Here is a 16,441-nt window from a genome sequence, read left to right on the forward strand (position 1 = left end):
TGACTGCCCGTCGCACAAAAAACCGCCAAAAACGGCGGCTTATAGCTTCATTGGTTATCTTCTTTTTGGTATGCCTGAATAATCCTGGCCACAAGCGGGTGCCGCACAACATCACTTTGTTCTAAATGAACGAATGATAGTCCGCTTACACCCTTGAGTATGTCTTCTGCTGCAATCAGGCCAGATTTTACACCCTTTGGAAGGTCAACCTGTGTTCTGTCTCCGGTAATAATCATTTTTGAACCAAAGCCCAGCCTGGTTAGAAACATCTTCATTTGAGCCTGAGTTGTATTTTGTGCTTCATCCAGAATCACAAAGGCATCATCTAATGTTCTTCCGCGCATATAAGCCAGCGGTGCAATTTCAATCGTGCCTCTTTCAATCATTCTTTGTGTATGCTCTGCACCTAATATATCATGCAAAGCATCATACAAAGGCCTTAAGTAAGGATCGACTTTTTCCTTCAGATCCCCCGGCAGAAAGCCCAGGCTTTCGCCTGCTTCGACTGCAGGGCGGGTAAGAATGATTCTTTTCACATTCCCATTTTTCAAGGCATTGACAGCCATGACAACTGCCAAATACGTTTTTCCTGTTCCTGCTGGCCCTATGCCAAAAACCAGGTCATTTTGGCGGATTGCATGAATGTATTGACGCTGTCCTAATGTCTTAACACGAATAGACTTTCCTTTTGCATTTTTTGTGATTTCTTCTTCGTATAAATCACTGAAATACTCTAGTGTTCCCTTGTTTGCCATTTGAAGAGCATACATAACATCTCTCTGGCTTATATTTATTCCTTTCCGGATTACATAAAGCAGTTTATCCAGAACCTTTCCAGCCAGTTCCACTTTGTCCATTTCCCCAGACACATAAACGGATTCTCCCCTGGTTACAATGGAAACATTCAGTTCTTGCTCAATAATTTTTAGGTTTGCATCTGAATTGCCTAATAATGCAATGGCTTCATTAGGATCTTCAAGCTGCAGGTTCATTGTTTTCAAGTCTTCTGTCATTCCGAATCTCCTTGAATAATTGGTTGTCCTTCTGCAATATTCTCAATAATTTGGAAATGTATTGCTATAGTTACTTTACCATTGTCAATTGATTGGTGCAAAACTTTTTCTCCCTTAACTTTAGCATTTTCATCTAAGCTGCTTTTTATTTTTTTTCTTGCCAAATCTTTCGCAGCTTCAAAAGCTTCTTTATTGGAATATATTCTGGTGACCTGTTCTCTTTCACGGAAGGTCTTATTTACGTATGAAACAGGCAGTTTCCATTTCAGAAACTTTACTGCTTTCTCATTTTCCTCTAATTCATATTCTTCAAACTCCGGTTTCCCAAATCCCCAAATGGGAATCTCAAGATTTCCGATTGTGATGGCATGCTTTACTTTTTCATTGCCGCTAAAGACTTTGAATGTGCTCTTAAGCGGAAGAATGACTTCAGATTTATACCAGGTCTCCCCGAAAACCTCCCCTTTTGAAGGAACAGTCTCCGTTTGGCCCTCTTTCCCGATTATCCCGGAGACTAAAAGCTGTCCTGGCTGAACATGATCATGAATATCGACGACAGGACGTCCTTCTTCAACAAACATTTCTACAATGACAGCTTTCTTTTTGGCTACCAGATGACGCGGACTTAAATACTCGGGCTTCTCAGGTTCATTTTTCTCAACTACCTGCAGGTGGTAGGTTGTCCCTTTTAACTCCACGCCAACCCAGGTTATTGCCTCAATATTGTTGGATAGCGTCCGCTGAATAGACTCCACGTTATCTGCAAAAAACTGCAGCTTTCCTTTTTTAACCCCCATCTTGTCCAATTCTTTGATGATCTGATATTCAGTTGCAGGATTTGCCCCCTTAATTTCTATGCCCCAAACCATATTGGATAAAAGGAGAATGACAGCAAAAAAAGCGAGGGCACCAGCTGCAAATCCGCTGTTTTTCAGCAGCCTTTTCATAAGGAACGGTGCTCCTGCCCGCTGCAGGAACTCGATTCTGCAATCGCTGTTCCTGGCGTGGCTCCTTATTTTTTTTGCATCTTCCACTTTCATTTTGAAGGTGACAGATTGCGTTCCATGGTTCTTTACATTCCAGATATTGATTCCGCTCCGGGTAAGCGCATTAATAAATCTTTCTATTCCTTTCCCGCTTGCTTTAACTGTGACAAGGCCCCTGTAAAATTCAATCCACTGGTTCTTCATTTCCTTCCCCCTGAATTCTTAATCAGTGTCTGTAATATAAGTTACTGAATCAATTTTTCCCTCGAGCAGTATTTCTTCCGGCAGTATCGTTTTTATGACGAAGGCTTTCCCTCTTATTAAAAGCTGTCCCTGCTTCAAAAGAAGTCTTAATTCCTTATCTGAAAAAGCCAGTAATCCCCTGTGGTTTTCTATATAGATATGGATTTGCCCGATCATTGTAATGCGGGGCAGATCCATCATGACATCTTGAGGAAGCTCCATATTTTTAGTCATCCAGCCGCGGACGAATTGTCCCCACGTTTTTGCCATAAAAAAAGAACCCCCTTTCATCTCATATTTATGAAATGAACGAAGGTTCTAGCACTTATTTTTTACCGCTGTCTGTTGAGAGACCTGTGAGGATTTTTTGATCTTGGAGGTCCAAGAATTTCGGACCAGATAATCCCGTCAACAAGCGACTGTTTCTGCGGCTCAAACTTTCCGGATCCTGAGGCTTCCACCGGGTATCCTGTTTTTGAATTGGCTGCTGTTCTCGATATTGCGCTTGCTTTTCTTTCAGCAGCTCTCTGCTGACTCTGGAGAGCCTTCATGCTTTGTTCTGCCTGCTGTTTACGCTGTCTGTAATCTTCCTCTATTCTTCTGGATTTCTCGGTCAGCTTCCTTTTTTCCTCTTTCAGCACTTCGGCCAAAGCAGGATCTGCAGAAGTTCTTTCCGCCTGTGCCCGGTTCTCTTGCTGTACTGATCGGGGAGCCTTTTTAACGGGCTTCTCCTCCTTCTTTTTTTTGAAAAAGGAGGAAATGAAAGCTATGACAGCAATTAGAATAAAAGGATTCTCCAATAAAAATTCCAAGAGAGTTTCCTCCCTTCTCCCTTTATGGGATCATTTAGTCATTTTTCCGGCCATTTTTGCCGTCGTCACTCATATTGCCAATTGAATCCCTCATTTCGGTATCAGCCGAGATGTTCTGGATATTCATATAGTCCATTACCCCGATATTTCCGGAACGCAGCGCTTCTGACATGGCAAGCGGCACCTGTGCCTCTGCTTCCACAACCTTCGCTCTCATTTCTTCAACACGGGCTTTCATTTCCTGTTCCTGAGCAACAGCCATAGCACGTCTTTCTTCGGCTTTAGCCTGGGCAATCTTCTTGTCTGCTTCAGCCTGTTCAGTCTGAAGTTCTGCACCAATATTTTTGCCGATATCCACATCTGCAATATCAATCGAGAGGATTTCAAAAGCAGTTCCTGCATCCAGACCTTTTGAAAGAACAGTCTGAGAAATCATATCCGGATTCTCCAACACTTTCTTGTGATTATCCGAGGAACCAATTGTAGAAACGATCCCTTCACCTACCCGCGCAACGATTGTTTCCTCACCTGCACCTCCCACAAGGCGGTCAATATTGGCTCTTACAGTGATTCTCGCTTTTGCCTTAACTTCAATCCCATCCATTGCCACACCTGCAATAAATGGTGTTTCAATTACTTTAGGATTAACACTCATCTGAACTGCTTCCAGCACGTCACGGCCAGCCAGGTCAATGGCTGCACTTCGTTCAAAGCTTAAATCAATATTTGCACGATGTGCTGCAATTAGGGCGTTTACCACCCTGTCTACATTACCTCCAGCCAAATAATGGCTCTCCAGCTGGTTTGTAGAGACATTTATCCCTGCTTTATGTGCCTTAATTAGTGGGTTAATAACACGGCTAGGTATAACCCGGCGAAGCCTCATTCCAATTAATGTAAAGATACTGACTTTGACACCCGCTGCCAATGCTGATATCCACAGCATAACCGGTACAAAGGTGAATAATATCCCCAGCAATATAACACCGAGTACAACGGCAACCAATATTGCTACTGTTCCTGCTTCTAACATAATCTTACCTCCTGATGATTTTATTTATCTAAATCAAGCTTAGATATTTCTCTGACAACAATACGTGAACCTTCCGCTTTAACTACTTTTACTTTTGCCCCTTTAAGGATAAAGGCTCCCTCACTGACAACATCAATTCTCTCATCGCCTATAACTACAGTACCTGAAGGTCTTAGAGCAGTAAGAGCATAACCCTCAAGGCCAATCAGTTCAAGCCTGCTCTTATTTGAGATATAACCTTTTTCAGTATTTGTGCTATCGGTTAAAATAATTTTTTTAAAGAATTTCATCTTTTTACCAAACACCTTTATCATTAATATAGATGCCAATATTGAAACTCCCATAGCAATTAAAATAGACATTCCCATATGGGCCATATTATCCGAAGCCAGGAACAGACTCCCCAGTATTGCTGCTATACCGGCTATTCCCGCAATTCCTCCAGGAAGGAAAAACTCAGCTATTATTAAGCCAATCCCTATTACAAACAGAATTAAGGTCTCATATCCTGCCAGCCCGGCGACCATATGGCCATAAAAGAACAGAAGCAGGGACGACAACCCCATTAATCCAGGGATGCCGAACCCTGGTGAATACAGCTCCAGAACCAGCCCGAGGCTTCCAATGGATAATAGAATTGGTATAACGACAGGGTGCGTAATAAAACGGGCAATCTTTTCTGCAAAGCTTTCATCAATTGTCTGTATATTAGCTTCATTAAATCCGAGCACTTTCAGTAGCTCCGCCCTTGAATCTACCGTACCTTCCGAATAGCCAACCTGCTCAGCCTGTTCAGCTGTGAGGGTAAGCAGCTTTCCTTTCGGTGCCCCCAATTCAGGCAGATCCACCGATTCATCCGCCATAGCAAGGGCATAAACAGGATCTCTGTCCGTTTGTGAGGCCGCACTCTGCATTGCCGCAAACCAGTATGATTCTGCTTTCTTGCCAGCTGTATTTCCCTGCTGGTCAATGATTGCGGCTGAACCCATCGTTGAACCCGGCACCATGTAGATTTCATCCGTATTCAAAGCTATATAGGCACCTGCAGATAAGGCATGCTTATTGACAAAAGATATAGTTTTTACATTTGTTGAGGTTAACAGCTTTCCAATTTGCCCGGCTGCATCCACTGCCCCTCCGGGTGTATTTATTTCAAATATTATCGCTGATGCATTTTCTTCTTCAGCTGTTTGCACCGCTCTATTTAAAAATGCATATAGCCCTTTCTCCACCGTTTCTTCGATAGGAACAATCAGCACTTTTTCATTATCGGCTTTTCCTTGAAAAGGGCTTCCCAGCAGCAGCAGAGCAAAAAACAATGCAAAGGCGGTTATTGCTCTTCTGGCAATCAAATCCTTCCCCCCTTTATCCGCAAAAATGATTTCTATATGTATGTACGATTGAATCATTAAAAAGTTTCATTTTTATTTATACAGAAATCTGCTACAGCTTTAGTATAACCTAGAAACAAGAGTAATTCATTTTCATTCAACCCGGCCTTTTGCTGTTACGAAAGAAAGTAAAAAAGACCGTCAGCCATTGGCTTTCGGTCTTTTAATGCATAGTTTTATGAAAGGTGTTGTTGTACAAGTTTATTTATAAGTGAACCATCTGCTTTGCCTTTTACCTTAGGCATGATAGCAGCCATCACTTTTCCCATATCAGCTTTTGAAGAAGCACCTGTTTCTGCAATTGTTTCTGCAACAATTTTTGAAACTTCATCTTCAGAGAGCTGTTTTGGCATATATAATTCGACATACTGAAGTTCAGTACGAATTTTTTCAACAAGATCTTCACGACCTGCTTTTTCAAATTCATGGAGGGAATCCTTGCGTTGTTTAACTTCGCGAGAAAGGACAGTTAGCTCCTGTTCTTCGTTAAGATCTTCACCAAGCTTGATTGCTTCGTTTTGAAGCGAAGCTTTAATCATACGAATAACAGTAAGCTTTTCTTTTTCTTTATTCCTCATCGCTTGTTTCATATCTTCATTTAAACGCTCGAGAAGACTCATTACATACACCCTCTCTTACCACTTACGCTTTCTAGCAGCCTCAGACTTTTTCTTACGTTTAATACTAGGTTTTTCGTAGAATTCGCGCTTTCTTGCTTCCTGCAAAGTACCAGTTTTTGATACTGAACGTTTGAAGCGACGAAGAGCATCTTCAAGCGATTCGTTTTTACGAACGACGGTTTTAGACATTCTCTTTCCCTCCCTCCGAGCACAACACACTTACATCAACAACATGGTTTATTCCATGTACCTTGCAATTATAATATAACAGCTTATCAAGGTCAACAGTAATTAGCCTGCTGCGGGATTGATTTTTATTAGATTGTGTTTATTTTGTACCCCATTCCTGACAAGCTAAACAATTTTTCACACATAAGCATGTCCAGGCAGAGTGTCCCATAGTATCTAATGTAGGGGGTGAATACTGCTTGGTCCAGCTTTTATTATTTTTTCTGCTAATCGGGTTATTTATTTATGGTATGACACTCTTAAGATCGGGTCTGTTTAATTTATCTGCCGGTTCATTAAAGAATTGGCTGGCAGTGATGACAAATTCACCTTGGAAAGGCACTGTTATTGGCACAATCGTCACAGCTGTCCTGCAGAGCAGTTCAGCGGTAATGATCATAACAATTGGAATGGTTTCTGCACGGATGCTGACTTTTCCCCAGACGATTGGCATCATATTAGGGACCAACATAGGAACAACATTTACGACAGAATTAATCACTTTTAATATAGAATCGTATATTATTCCGCTTGCTGCTGCCGGAAGCATCCTGGCTGTTCTGAAGAATAAGAGCTTGCGAAGCTACGGTCTGGCCTTACTTGGTTTATCAGCAGTTTTTGCAGCTATGCGGGGGTTTGAATATCTCGCTGGTTCTGTTAAAGATAATGATATGGTCAATCACTGGCTGCTTACTTTGGACGGGAATTATATGTTCGCTGCGGCTGCCGGCATTGTACTTACGGCGATCATCCAATCAAGCACAGCAACAACTGGCATTATCATGGGCTTTTTAACTGCTGGCGCTATGGATTTGGATACCGGCATTGCCATAATGCTTGGATCTAATATAGGTACATGCGCAGACGCATATTTAGCATCCATAGGTTCAGGAAAAGAAGCAAAACTGACTGCCTTTGCCCATATATGGCTGAACTGTTTGGGTGTAGCGGCCTTTTATCCTTTTATTCATGCCCTTGCTGTTTTCGGAGAGAGTGCAGCCAGTTCTCCAGATGTGCAGCTTGCACATATCAGTGTTTTATTTAATGTAATATCTACTCTGCTTGTTCTTCCATTTGCAAATCAGTTTGGAAGATTTGTCATAAAGCTGCACGGCCGATAAAAAAAAATGCCGGGAAATCCCGGCATTTTCTTAGTAATCCGAATCGCTTGTTAAACCGTTGACAATAGCAGCGCCAGAGCTTGCTCCAATTCTCGTTGCACCAGCTTCGATCATTTTCTGTGCATCTTCTGCACTTCTTACTCCGCCCGAAGCTTTTACGCCAATATCAGGCCCGACAGTTTTTCTCATGAGGGCAATATCTTCAGCAGTTGCGCCGCCTGTTGAGAATCCTGTAGATGTTTTAACAAAGTCAGCACCAGCTTTTACAGATAGCTCACATGCTCTAACTTTTTCTTCTTCAGTCAGAAGGCAAGTTTCGATAATAACCTTGGTTAATGCTTTTCCTTTTGCAGCGTCTACAACCGCACGTATGTCCCGTTCAACCAGCTCATTGTCTCCGCCTTTTAAAGCGCCTATGTTGATTACCATATCTACTTCTGTTGCACCGTTTTCAATAGCATTCTTTGTTTCAAATGCTTTTGTTTCAGGTGTGGAAGCTCCCAGCGGGAAGCCGATTACTGTGCAGACCTTCACTTCGGTACCGTTTAGCAGGTCGCTTGAGAGTTTAACCCATGTCGGATTAACACAAACAGACGCAAAATTGTATTCTTTAGCTTCTGCACAGATTTTTTCTATTTGGTCTTTTGTTGCATCAGCTTTAAGTAATGTATGATCGATCATTTTTGCTACATTATTTGTCATTTTAACTACTCCTTTAAAAAAACAGTTGTACGTACCTCTTTCATAATATCACTTAGAATAAAAAATATCGAGCACTATTTATATTTTTTGTAATCGTTTTCGAAAGTAGTTTTCCCAATAGTTATTAATAAATTTATAAAAAAAAGAACTACCCTAGGGTAATTCCTTTAAACTGCCGCCTCTTCTGTTTCATTCAATTCATCAAGGACTCTTACAAATTGACCTTCATTGTATGGGTAGCCGGCTTTTGTAATTTTTACTTTTACAATCTGGCCGACCATTTCTTCTGTTGCCGGGAAGACAATTTTTAAATAATTGTCAGTGTATCCGACAAATAAATTGCTGTCACTGCTTTCCTTAAATCTTTCCTCCGGGATCACTTCAAGAACTTCACCTTCGTACTGAGATGCATATTCTTTTGCAAGCTGATCTGACAGGGCAATCAGGCGATGAACACGCTCGTTTTTGACTTCTTCATCAATCTGATCGTCCATTCTCGCAGCAGGTGTTCCTGTCCGCTTTGAATATGGGAATACATGAAGCTCGGAGAATTTATGCTCTTTAATAAAGTTGTAGGTTTCCATAAATTCTTCTTCTGTTTCCCCCGGGAAGCCAACGATAACATCCGATGTAACAGCCAAACCCGGAAGAGCTTCCTTCAAGCGCTCGAGACGCTCTGCAAAAAACTCCATTGTATATTTGCGGCGCATTCTTTTAAGAACCGTATTTGAGCCTGACTGCAGAGGAATGTGCAAGTGCCTTACCACGACCTTGGACTTATCCATAACTTCAATGACTTCATCTGTAATTTGGCTGGCTTCAATTGAAGAGATTCTTAAACGTTTGAGCCCTTTTACCTGTGATTCCAGATCCGTAAGAAGCATAGCCAGATTGTAATCCTTCATGTCTTCGCCATAGCCGCCTGTATGGATTCCAGTCAGAACGATTTCTTTATATCCGGCATCAACAAGCTGCTGAGCCTGCCGGATTACTTCTTTCGGGTCTCTGGATCTCATTAAGCCGCGCGCCCAGGGAATAATACAGAATGTACAGAAGTTATTGCAGCCTTCCTGAATTTTAAGGGAAGCACGTGTCCGATCTGTAAATGCCGGCACATCAAGCTCTTCGTAGACACGGTTCTTCATAATGTTTCCAACACCATTGATCGGCTGACGTTCTTGTTTATACTGCTCGATATATTCAAGCATTTTTACCCGATCCTGAGTCCCTACAACGATATCTACTCCAGGGATTGCCATAATTTCGGCAGGTGAGGTTTGTGCATAACAGCCCGTTACACAGATAACCGCATCAGGGTTTTTTCTGATTGCCCTTCTGATTACCTGGCGGCTTTTCTTATCACCGGTATTTGTAACCGTGCATGTATTAATTACATAAACATCTGAAACGGATTCGAAGTCTGTCCGTTCATAGCCAGCTTCTTTGAACAGCTGCCAAATGGCTTCTGTTTCGTAATGATTGACTTTGCATCCAAGTGTATGAAATGCAACTGCAGGCATCTAAATTCACCCCATTAATTCAAAATGATAGGAAACAGCTGACAGCAAATAGAGAGGTGCTGTCTCTGTCCTTAAAATACGCGGTCCCAACCCGCAGGCAAGAAAGCCTGCTTCCAGCAGCAATGAAACTTCATTATCTGCAAGACCGCCTTCAGGTCCGAATACAACTAAAAGTGATTCTCCTTTGTTCATGGAAGAAAGTGTTTTATAGAGCACAGAGTCCTCTCCCTGCTTCGCTTCTTCCTCAAAGGCAATCAATTTATATGAATAATCAGCTGATATTTTCAGCAATGACTTTAAATCAAGCGGAGCAAACACTTCAGGCACTATGCTCCTGTGTGACTGTTCAGCAGCTTCTTTAGCAATCTTCTGCCATCTCTCTGCTTTTTTCACAGATTTCTTCGCATCCCATTTTACTACTGAACGAGCTGAAGTAAAAGGGATAAAACGGTGAGCTCCCAGCTCAGTGCCCTTTTGAATGATCCACTCCAGCTTATCCCCTTTAGGCAGTCCGCTCACAATAGTAACATCGGCAGGCAGCTCAGAAGACCCTTCAATCCATTGTACAACTTCTGCAGCAACATGTTCATCGGTAATTTCTGCAATTGAGCAAAGTGCACTATTTTGGGATGGATCGACACAGATAATTTTGTCGCCTTCTTTCATGCGCATTACCTTCACTATATGATGACGGTCTTCCCCTTTAATATGAAAGTACTTATCTTTAACTGCATTTTCTGTGAAATACCGCTGCACAATCGGCACCCTCTTTCTAACCTGTCCAAGATTCATTCAACTGTAAAAAGGAGGGTAAGTTCATTACCCCCTTTTTACGGTATGACCAGCTCCTGCACCTCCCACCATCGAGGTACAGGAGCCTTTCTGATTACTTCCTCCTTGCCAAAATGGCAACCCAATCTTCCATTTGTATGGTTTCTTCTATTTCAAACCCTGCAGCGGAAATAGCATCTTTTACTTCCTGTTTCTTCTGCTGGATAATGCCTGAAGCGATGAAGAATCCGCCTTCCTTTACGACTGATGCAACATCATCTGTAAAGCGGAGAATTACTTCAGCAAGGATGTTGGCAACGACCACATCTGCACCCTGGCTGACACCATCGAGCAGATTTCCTTGTGATACATCCACTATATGCTGCACTTTATTCAGCTTAATATTTAATTTAGCTGAATTTACTGCCACTTCATCAAGATCAAGGGCTTTTACCTTCCCGGCACCGAGCATAGCTGCAGCAATGCTTAAGACACCCGATCCTGTTCCTACATCTACAACTTTATCACCCTGTTTTACTGTTCTTTCAAGTGCCTGGATACACATTACCGTCGTAGGGTGTGTTCCCGTTCCAAAGGCCATGCCTGGGTCAAGCTCTATGATAAGCTCATCACTGCTGACAGGTGTGTAATCCTCCCAGGTTGGGACAATGGTAAAGCGTTCTGAAATTTTTACAGGGTTATAATATTTTTTCCAGGCAGTAGCCCATTCTTCTTCGTTTACCTCACTAATGCTGACTTTATTTGCGCCAATATCGATGTTAAATAAAATGAGGTTATTGATTGCTTCTTTTATTTCATCAACTGTTTCCCCAAGGAAACTGTTTACTGGCAAATATGCTTTTACAATTACGCCTTCTTCAGGATAGTCCTGCGGATTGAGCTGGTAGATTTCACCGAATTGATCCTTTCTTTCTTTTACAAGTTCTAAAGGATCCTCTATTACAACTCCGCTTGCTCCGGCTTCATGCAAAATATTCGAAATCGGTTCAACAGCTTCATTTGCGGTATGAATACTGATTTCTGACCATTTCACTACTACCAACTCCCATTCCTTTATTCACCTTTAAAGGCTCGTTTTACTTTAGAAAAAAAGCTTTCTTCCTGTTCTCCCTGCGGAACTGTTCCGCTGACTTCAGCAAACTCGCTTAACAGCTGCTTCTGTTTTTCGGTCAGCTTTGTCGGAGTAATAACGCGGACAATTATATGCTGATCTCCTGTTCCGTATCCTCTTACATTTGGCACACCTTTTCCCTTCAGACGGAATTTGGTTCCTGTTTGTGTGCCTGAAGGGACTTTGAGTTTTACTTTCCCATGCAGTGTCGGCACTTCTATTTCATCGCCGAGAGCAGCCTGCACAAATGTTATAGGCATTTCACAATAAACATCATCGCCATCACGCTCAAAAAACTCATGTGACCGCACATGGAATACAACATAAAGGTCGCCTGGAGGTCCTCCGTTAACACCTGGTTCCCCCTGGCCTGCTACGCGAAGCTGCTGGCCATCATCAATGCCGGCAGGAATTTTCACGTGTATCTTTCTGCGTTTTTGCACTTTACCGGCTCCACGGCAGGTTGTGCACTTTTCTTTGATTTCTTTGCCGGTACCATTACAGTAGTGGCAAACTCTTCTATTTACGATCTTGCCAAATGGCGTATTTTGTTCAACATTCAACTGACCTGATCCATGACAATGACGGCATGTTTCCGGCTTAGTTCCCGGTTTAGCGCCTGAACCGCTGCAGGTCTCGCACGTCTCTTCGCGAGGAATTTCAATATCGGTCTCTTTGCCAAATACTGCTTCCTCAAAAGTTAAGGACATGGTGTACTGTAAATCTGCCCCCTGTCTTGGGGCGTTAGGATCACGCCTGCGGGAGCCCCCTCCGAAGAAGGTGCTGAAAATGTCTTCAAATCCTCCGAAACCTTCAAAACCGGCTCCGCCAAAGCCTTGATTAGGATCCGTATGGCCAAATTGATCATAGTGGGCCTTTTTCTGGTCGTCGCTTAAGACTTCATATGCTTCTTTAACTTCCTTGAACTTCTCGTCAGCATCAGGATCTTTGTTAATATCAGGATGGTATTTCTTTGAAAGCTTTCGATATGCCTTCTTAATTTCATCCTTGGATGCACCCTTGCTGATTCCGAGAACCTCATAGTAATCCCTTTTACTCATGATTACCACTCCCCGATTCATTTCACATAAAGATTATTGTATCAAAAATAAAAGCCAAAGCCAAGAAAGACCTGACTTTGACTTAAAAGATTCAGAAATTATTTATCGTCTTTAACTTCTTCGAACTCAGCATCTACAACGTTATCGTCATCATTTTTGCTTTCAGCACCTTCTGCGCCCTGGGGTCCCTGAGCAGCCTGCGCCTGCTCATAAAGCTTCATTGTTAACGCCTGAACAACTTCCTGTAAAGCATCTTTCTTAGCACGGATTTCATCCAGATCGTTCTTTTCAATTGCAGCTTTCAGTGCTTCTTTAGCTTCATTTGCTTTGTTCACATCTGCTTCATCCACTTTGCCTTCAAGATCTTTTAAAGTCTTTTCAGTAGTGAATACCAGCTGGTCCGCTTCATTGCGGAGTTCAACTTCTTCTTTGCGCTTCTTATCAGCTTCAGCGTTTTCTTCAGCTTCTCTTACCATTTTTTCAATTTCATCATCAGATAATCCTGTTGATGATTTGATCGTAATGGCTTGCTCTTTGTTTGTGCCCAGGTCTTTAGCGCGTACGTTTACGATACCATTTTTATCGATATCAAAAGACACTTCGATCTGCGGCACACCACGCGGAGCTGGAGGAATATCCCCTAGCTGGAAACGGCCAAGTGTTTTGTTATCCGCTGCCATTGGGCGCTCCCCTTGAAGAACATGGATATCAACAGCAGACTGATTATCAGCAGCAGTTGAGAACACCTGGGATTTTGATGTTGGAATAGTTGTATTGCGTTCAATCAGTTTAGTGAACACACCGCCCATTGTTTCAATTCCAAGAGACAAAGGTGTTACGTCCAGAAGGACAACATCCTTAACATCACCAGTGATGACACCGCCCTGAATAGCTGCACCCATAGCTACAACCTCATCAGGGTTAACTCCTCTGTGCGGTTCTTTTCCTGTTTCTTTTTTGATTGCTTCCTGTACAGCCGGAATACGTGTTGAACCGCCCACAAGGATAACTTTATCGATTTCTGAAGGAGTCAAGCCAGCATCCTTTAATGCCTGGCGTGTAGGTCCCATTGTACGTTCAACAAGATCTGCAGACAGCTCTTCAAATTTAGCTCTTGAAAGTGTTACTTCCAGGTGTAAAGGTCCAGCTTCCCCGGCAGTGATAAACGGTAGTGAAATTTGTGTGGAAGTTACACCGGAAAGATCCTTTTTCGCTTTTTCAGCAGCATCTTTTAAACGCTGCAGAGCCATTTTATCTTTAGAAAGATCAATGCCGTTCTCTTTTTTGAATTGATCAACGAGGTAATCAATAATTACCTGGTCAAAATCATCTCCGCCAAGACGGTTATCCCCGGCAGTGGATTTTACTTCAAATACACCATCTCCCAGCTCAAGGATAGATACGTCAAATGTACCGCCGCCAAGGTCATAAACAAGGATTGTCTGGTCTTCATCCATTTTATCAAGTCCATATGCCAAAGCTGCAGCAGTCGGTTCGTTGATGATGCGTTCAACTTCCAAGCCGGCAATTCGGCCTGCATCCTTTGTTGCCTGACGCTCAGCATCGTTGAAATATGCTGGAACTGTGATTACCGCTTTAGTAACTTTCTCGCCAAGATAGTCTTCTGCATAAGATTTCAAATATTGAAGAATAATAGCAGAAACCTCTTGCGGAGAGTATTCCTTTCCTTCAACCTCTGTTTTATGATCTGTACCCATATGGCGTTTAACGGACATGATGGTGTTCGGGTTTGTAATAGACTGGCGCTTTGCCACCTCACCAACCTGACGCTCGCCGTTTTTAAACGCTACAACTGATGGCGTTGTACGGTTGCCTTCCGGATTTGGAATTACTTTCGGTTCGCCGCCTTCAAGTACAGCGACACATGAGTTTGTTGTACCTAAATCGATTCCGATAATTTTGCTCATGTTATTTACCTCCCCAAATATGTAGTTATTGATTTACTTTAACCATTGATGGACGAATGACTCGATCCTTTAGCTTGTAGCCTTTTTGGAACTCTTCGACCACGATATTGGAATCAAAATTCTCATCTTCTACCTGCATCACAGCCTGGTGCAAATGAGGGTCGAATTCTTTCCCAACTGCCTCAATCTGTTCTGCGCCTTCTTTTTTAATAGCCTCCACCAAGCTTCGATAAACCATTTCCATTCCTTGAAGAATAGATTTAGCCTGATCATTTTCAGCTTCCATCTGAAGGGCTCTTTCAAAATTGTCAAGCGCAGGTAGCAAATCAGAGATTAAGCTTTGTGCTCTATATTTTTCAGACGCATCAAGGTCCAGCCTTGCACGGCGCCGGGAATTTTCAAAATCAGCCTGAAGGCGGTAGATGCGATTTTCAGCCTCTTCCAGCTTGCCTTCCAATTCAGCTATTCTTGCATTTGCTGCTGTAAGCTCGGCATCAGTTCCCTCATCAGGACCCGCATCTGCTTCATCAGCCTCTGCAAATACCTCTTCAATAGGAGCCTCATTTTCAGTTCCTTCAGGTTCGCTGGTTTGTTCATTTAATTCATGGTTCAATGTCTCTTTCTCTTCTGCCAACATGTTCACCTCCCTTAAAGAATCGCTGTATTATAGAGTAAAAAAAACATAAGGAAAGGAGTGGAAAGGTTTTTCCACCCTTAATCAATATCTCCACCATCATCTGTTTTGATACAACTTGGATAAAACAGATGATAAGTCTGCACTGATATAGTTCAATAAGCTGATGACTCTTGAATACTCCATTCTGGTAGGGCCCAGAATGGCAATTGTGCCGAGCTGTTCGGTGCCGATTGAATAGCTTGCTGTTATCAGACTGCAGTTTTCCATTGCTGAATTATTATTTTCCCGGCCGATTTTAATATTGATCCCAGACTTATTTTTACTCAGTAAATCATATATGCCTTTTTCCTGCTCGATCATATTCATGAGGTTTTTAACCTTTTCAATATCATGAAACTCCGGCTGGCTGAGCATATTTGTTTTACCGCCAAAGAAAAGCTTATCATAGGCCGGTATCTTTATTGTATCGGCAATTGAATTCAGCATTAGATCATAATTACTGATATGATGCCTTAAAAGGACGGCAACCTCTTTATATAACTTATTGTTCAGACTTTCCAATGGTGCACCGGCAAGACGGTCATTAAGGATATTGACGACTTTTTCCAAATCACCTGCATCAATGTTTTCCGGCAAGTGGAACATTCTGTTTTCCACATGGCCTGTATCTGTGATAATAATTGCTATCGCTGTTTCTTTATTCAAAGGAACAATCTGAATTCTCTTCAGCTTGTTATCCCTGACTGCAGGCCCGAGGACTATGGATGTATAATTAGTCAGCTCAGATAGGATTTTTGCCGATTTTTGAACAATTTTCTCCAGCTCATAAATTCTTTCTGCAAAGATCGATTGTACTTTGTGGATATCATGCTGATTTAATTTTTGCGGGGATAAAAGGTGATCCACGTAGTAGCGGTACCCTTTTTCAGATGGAATCCTCCCCGATGAGGTGTGTGTTTTCTCAATAAACCCAAGTTCCTCTAAATCAGCCATCTCATTTCTGATCGTTGCGGAACTAAAAGAAATTTCTTCTTTTTTCGACAGAGTTCTCGACCCCACAGGCTGTGCAGTTTGAATAAAATCATCAACAATTACTTGAAAAATTAATAATTGACGATCTGTTAACACAGTTATCACCTCTGTTAGCACTCTTTACCCCCGAGTGCTAATTCTACTAATAAATTATCAAATCATACGTGCAGTGTCAATAATTTGGCTTCCTTTTTTCCTGAAGGATCCCAAG

The 16,441-nt window shown here is 42.2% G+C and carries 17 protein-coding genes; 1 reads left to right on the forward strand and 16 read right to left on the reverse strand.

The genetic code is table 11. The features are described from left to right. Positions 1-47 precede the first annotated feature (47 nt). From BFI01S_RS01820 to rpsU, 8 genes are all read right to left on the reverse strand, one after another. Positions 48-1,013, reverse strand: coding sequence for a PhoH family protein (locus tag BFI01S_RS01820; RefSeq protein WP_061791082.1), 966 nt, complete (start codon positions 1,011-1,013; stop codon positions 48-50). Continuing rightward, the gene (gene yqfD / locus BFI01S_RS01825; RefSeq protein ID WP_061791083.1) at positions 1,010-2,203 is read right to left on the reverse strand and encodes a sporulation protein YqfD; all 1,194 of its coding nucleotides are present in this window, start codon (positions 2,201-2,203) and stop codon (positions 1,010-1,012) included. Before yqfD ends, BFI01S_RS01820 begins: the two co-directional genes overlap by 4 nt. Before the next feature lie 18 nt (positions 2,204-2,221). After that, on the reverse strand, positions 2,222-2,512 hold the full coding sequence (gene yqfC / locus BFI01S_RS01830) for a sporulation protein YqfC (protein WP_061791084.1): 291 nt from the start codon (positions 2,510-2,512) through the stop codon (positions 2,222-2,224). 62 nt (positions 2,513-2,574) lie between these two features. Further along, positions 2,575-3,054, reverse strand: coding sequence for a YqfB family membrane protein (locus BFI01S_RS01835; RefSeq protein ID WP_061791085.1), 480 nt, complete (start codon positions 3,052-3,054; stop codon positions 2,575-2,577). A 34-nt stretch (positions 3,055-3,088) separates the two neighbouring features. Beyond that, positions 3,089-4,087, reverse strand: a complete 999-nt coding sequence (gene floA / locus BFI01S_RS01840) for a flotillin-like protein FloA (RefSeq protein ID WP_061791086.1) — start codon at positions 4,085-4,087, stop codon at positions 3,089-3,091. A gap of 20 nt (positions 4,088-4,107) precedes the next feature. After that, positions 4,108-5,439 (reverse strand): NfeD family protein, encoded by a 1,332-nt coding sequence (locus BFI01S_RS01845; protein ID WP_061791087.1) that lies wholly within the window; start codon positions 5,437-5,439, stop codon positions 4,108-4,110. Positions 5,440-5,654: 215 nt separating this feature from the next. Next, positions 5,655-6,098, reverse strand: coding sequence for a GatB/YqeY domain-containing protein (locus BFI01S_RS01850; protein ID WP_035331153.1), 444 nt, complete (start codon positions 6,096-6,098; stop codon positions 5,655-5,657). A 15-nt stretch (positions 6,099-6,113) separates the two neighbouring features. Continuing rightward, the gene (gene rpsU, locus BFI01S_RS01855; RefSeq protein WP_009333009.1) at positions 6,114-6,287 is read right to left on the reverse strand and encodes a 30S ribosomal protein S21; all 174 of its coding nucleotides are present in this window, start codon (positions 6,285-6,287) and stop codon (positions 6,114-6,116) included. A 239-nt stretch (positions 6,288-6,526) separates the two neighbouring features. Here rpsU and BFI01S_RS01860 point away from each other — a divergent pair, with 239 nt between their 5' ends. Continuing rightward, positions 6,527-7,447, forward strand: a complete 921-nt coding sequence (locus tag BFI01S_RS01860) for a Na/Pi symporter (protein WP_061791088.1) — start codon at positions 6,527-6,529, stop codon at positions 7,445-7,447. Positions 7,448-7,477: 30 nt separating this feature from the next. Here BFI01S_RS01860 and deoC read toward each other — a convergent pair whose 3' ends face one another. The 8 genes from deoC to hrcA all read right to left on the reverse strand — a co-directional run bounded on the left by deoC (position 7,478) and on the right by hrcA (position 16,326). Further along, complete coding sequence (gene deoC / locus BFI01S_RS01865; protein WP_061791089.1) at positions 7,478-8,149, reverse strand: deoxyribose-phosphate aldolase; 672 nt, start codon at positions 8,147-8,149, stop codon at positions 7,478-7,480. Positions 8,150-8,316: 167 nt separating this feature from the next. Continuing rightward, on the reverse strand, positions 8,317-9,669 hold the full coding sequence (gene mtaB, locus BFI01S_RS01870; protein ID WP_061791090.1) for a tRNA (N(6)-L-threonylcarbamoyladenosine(37)-C(2))-methylthiotransferase MtaB: 1,353 nt from the start codon (positions 9,667-9,669) through the stop codon (positions 8,317-8,319). A gap of 6 nt (positions 9,670-9,675) precedes the next feature. Continuing rightward, positions 9,676-10,425 carry a 16S rRNA (uracil(1498)-N(3))-methyltransferase gene (locus BFI01S_RS01875; protein WP_061791170.1) on the reverse strand — a complete coding sequence of 250 codons (750 nt, stop codon included), beginning with the start codon at positions 10,423-10,425 and terminating at the stop codon, positions 9,676-9,678. 130 nt (positions 10,426-10,555) lie between these two features. Next, positions 10,556-11,494 carry a 50S ribosomal protein L11 methyltransferase gene (gene prmA, locus BFI01S_RS01880; protein ID WP_061791091.1) on the reverse strand — a complete coding sequence of 313 codons (939 nt, stop codon included), beginning with the start codon at positions 11,492-11,494 and terminating at the stop codon, positions 10,556-10,558. Between the two features lie 20 nt (positions 11,495-11,514). Then, positions 11,515-12,633: a molecular chaperone DnaJ gene (gene dnaJ / locus BFI01S_RS01885; RefSeq protein ID WP_061791092.1), complete on the reverse strand. Its 1,119-nt coding sequence runs from the start codon at positions 12,631-12,633 to the stop codon at positions 11,515-11,517. A 98-nt stretch (positions 12,634-12,731) separates the two neighbouring features. After that, positions 12,732-14,561, reverse strand: a complete 1,830-nt coding sequence (gene dnaK, locus BFI01S_RS01890) for a molecular chaperone DnaK (RefSeq protein ID WP_061791093.1) — start codon at positions 14,559-14,561, stop codon at positions 12,732-12,734. Positions 14,562-14,586: 25 nt separating this feature from the next. Further along, positions 14,587-15,198: a nucleotide exchange factor GrpE gene (gene grpE, locus BFI01S_RS01895; RefSeq protein ID WP_061791094.1), complete on the reverse strand. Its 612-nt coding sequence runs from the start codon at positions 15,196-15,198 to the stop codon at positions 14,587-14,589. Positions 15,199-15,294: 96 nt separating this feature from the next. Beyond that, positions 15,295-16,326 (reverse strand): heat-inducible transcriptional repressor HrcA, encoded by a 1,032-nt coding sequence (gene hrcA, locus BFI01S_RS01900; protein WP_061791171.1) that lies wholly within the window; start codon positions 16,324-16,326, stop codon positions 15,295-15,297. Positions 16,327-16,441: the final 115 nt, after the last annotated feature.

This window comes from Cytobacillus firmus NBRC 15306, assembly GCF_001591465.1.
GTDB classification, from domain to species: domain Bacteria; phylum Bacillota; class Bacilli; order Bacillales; family Cytobacillaceae; genus Cytobacillus; species Cytobacillus firmus.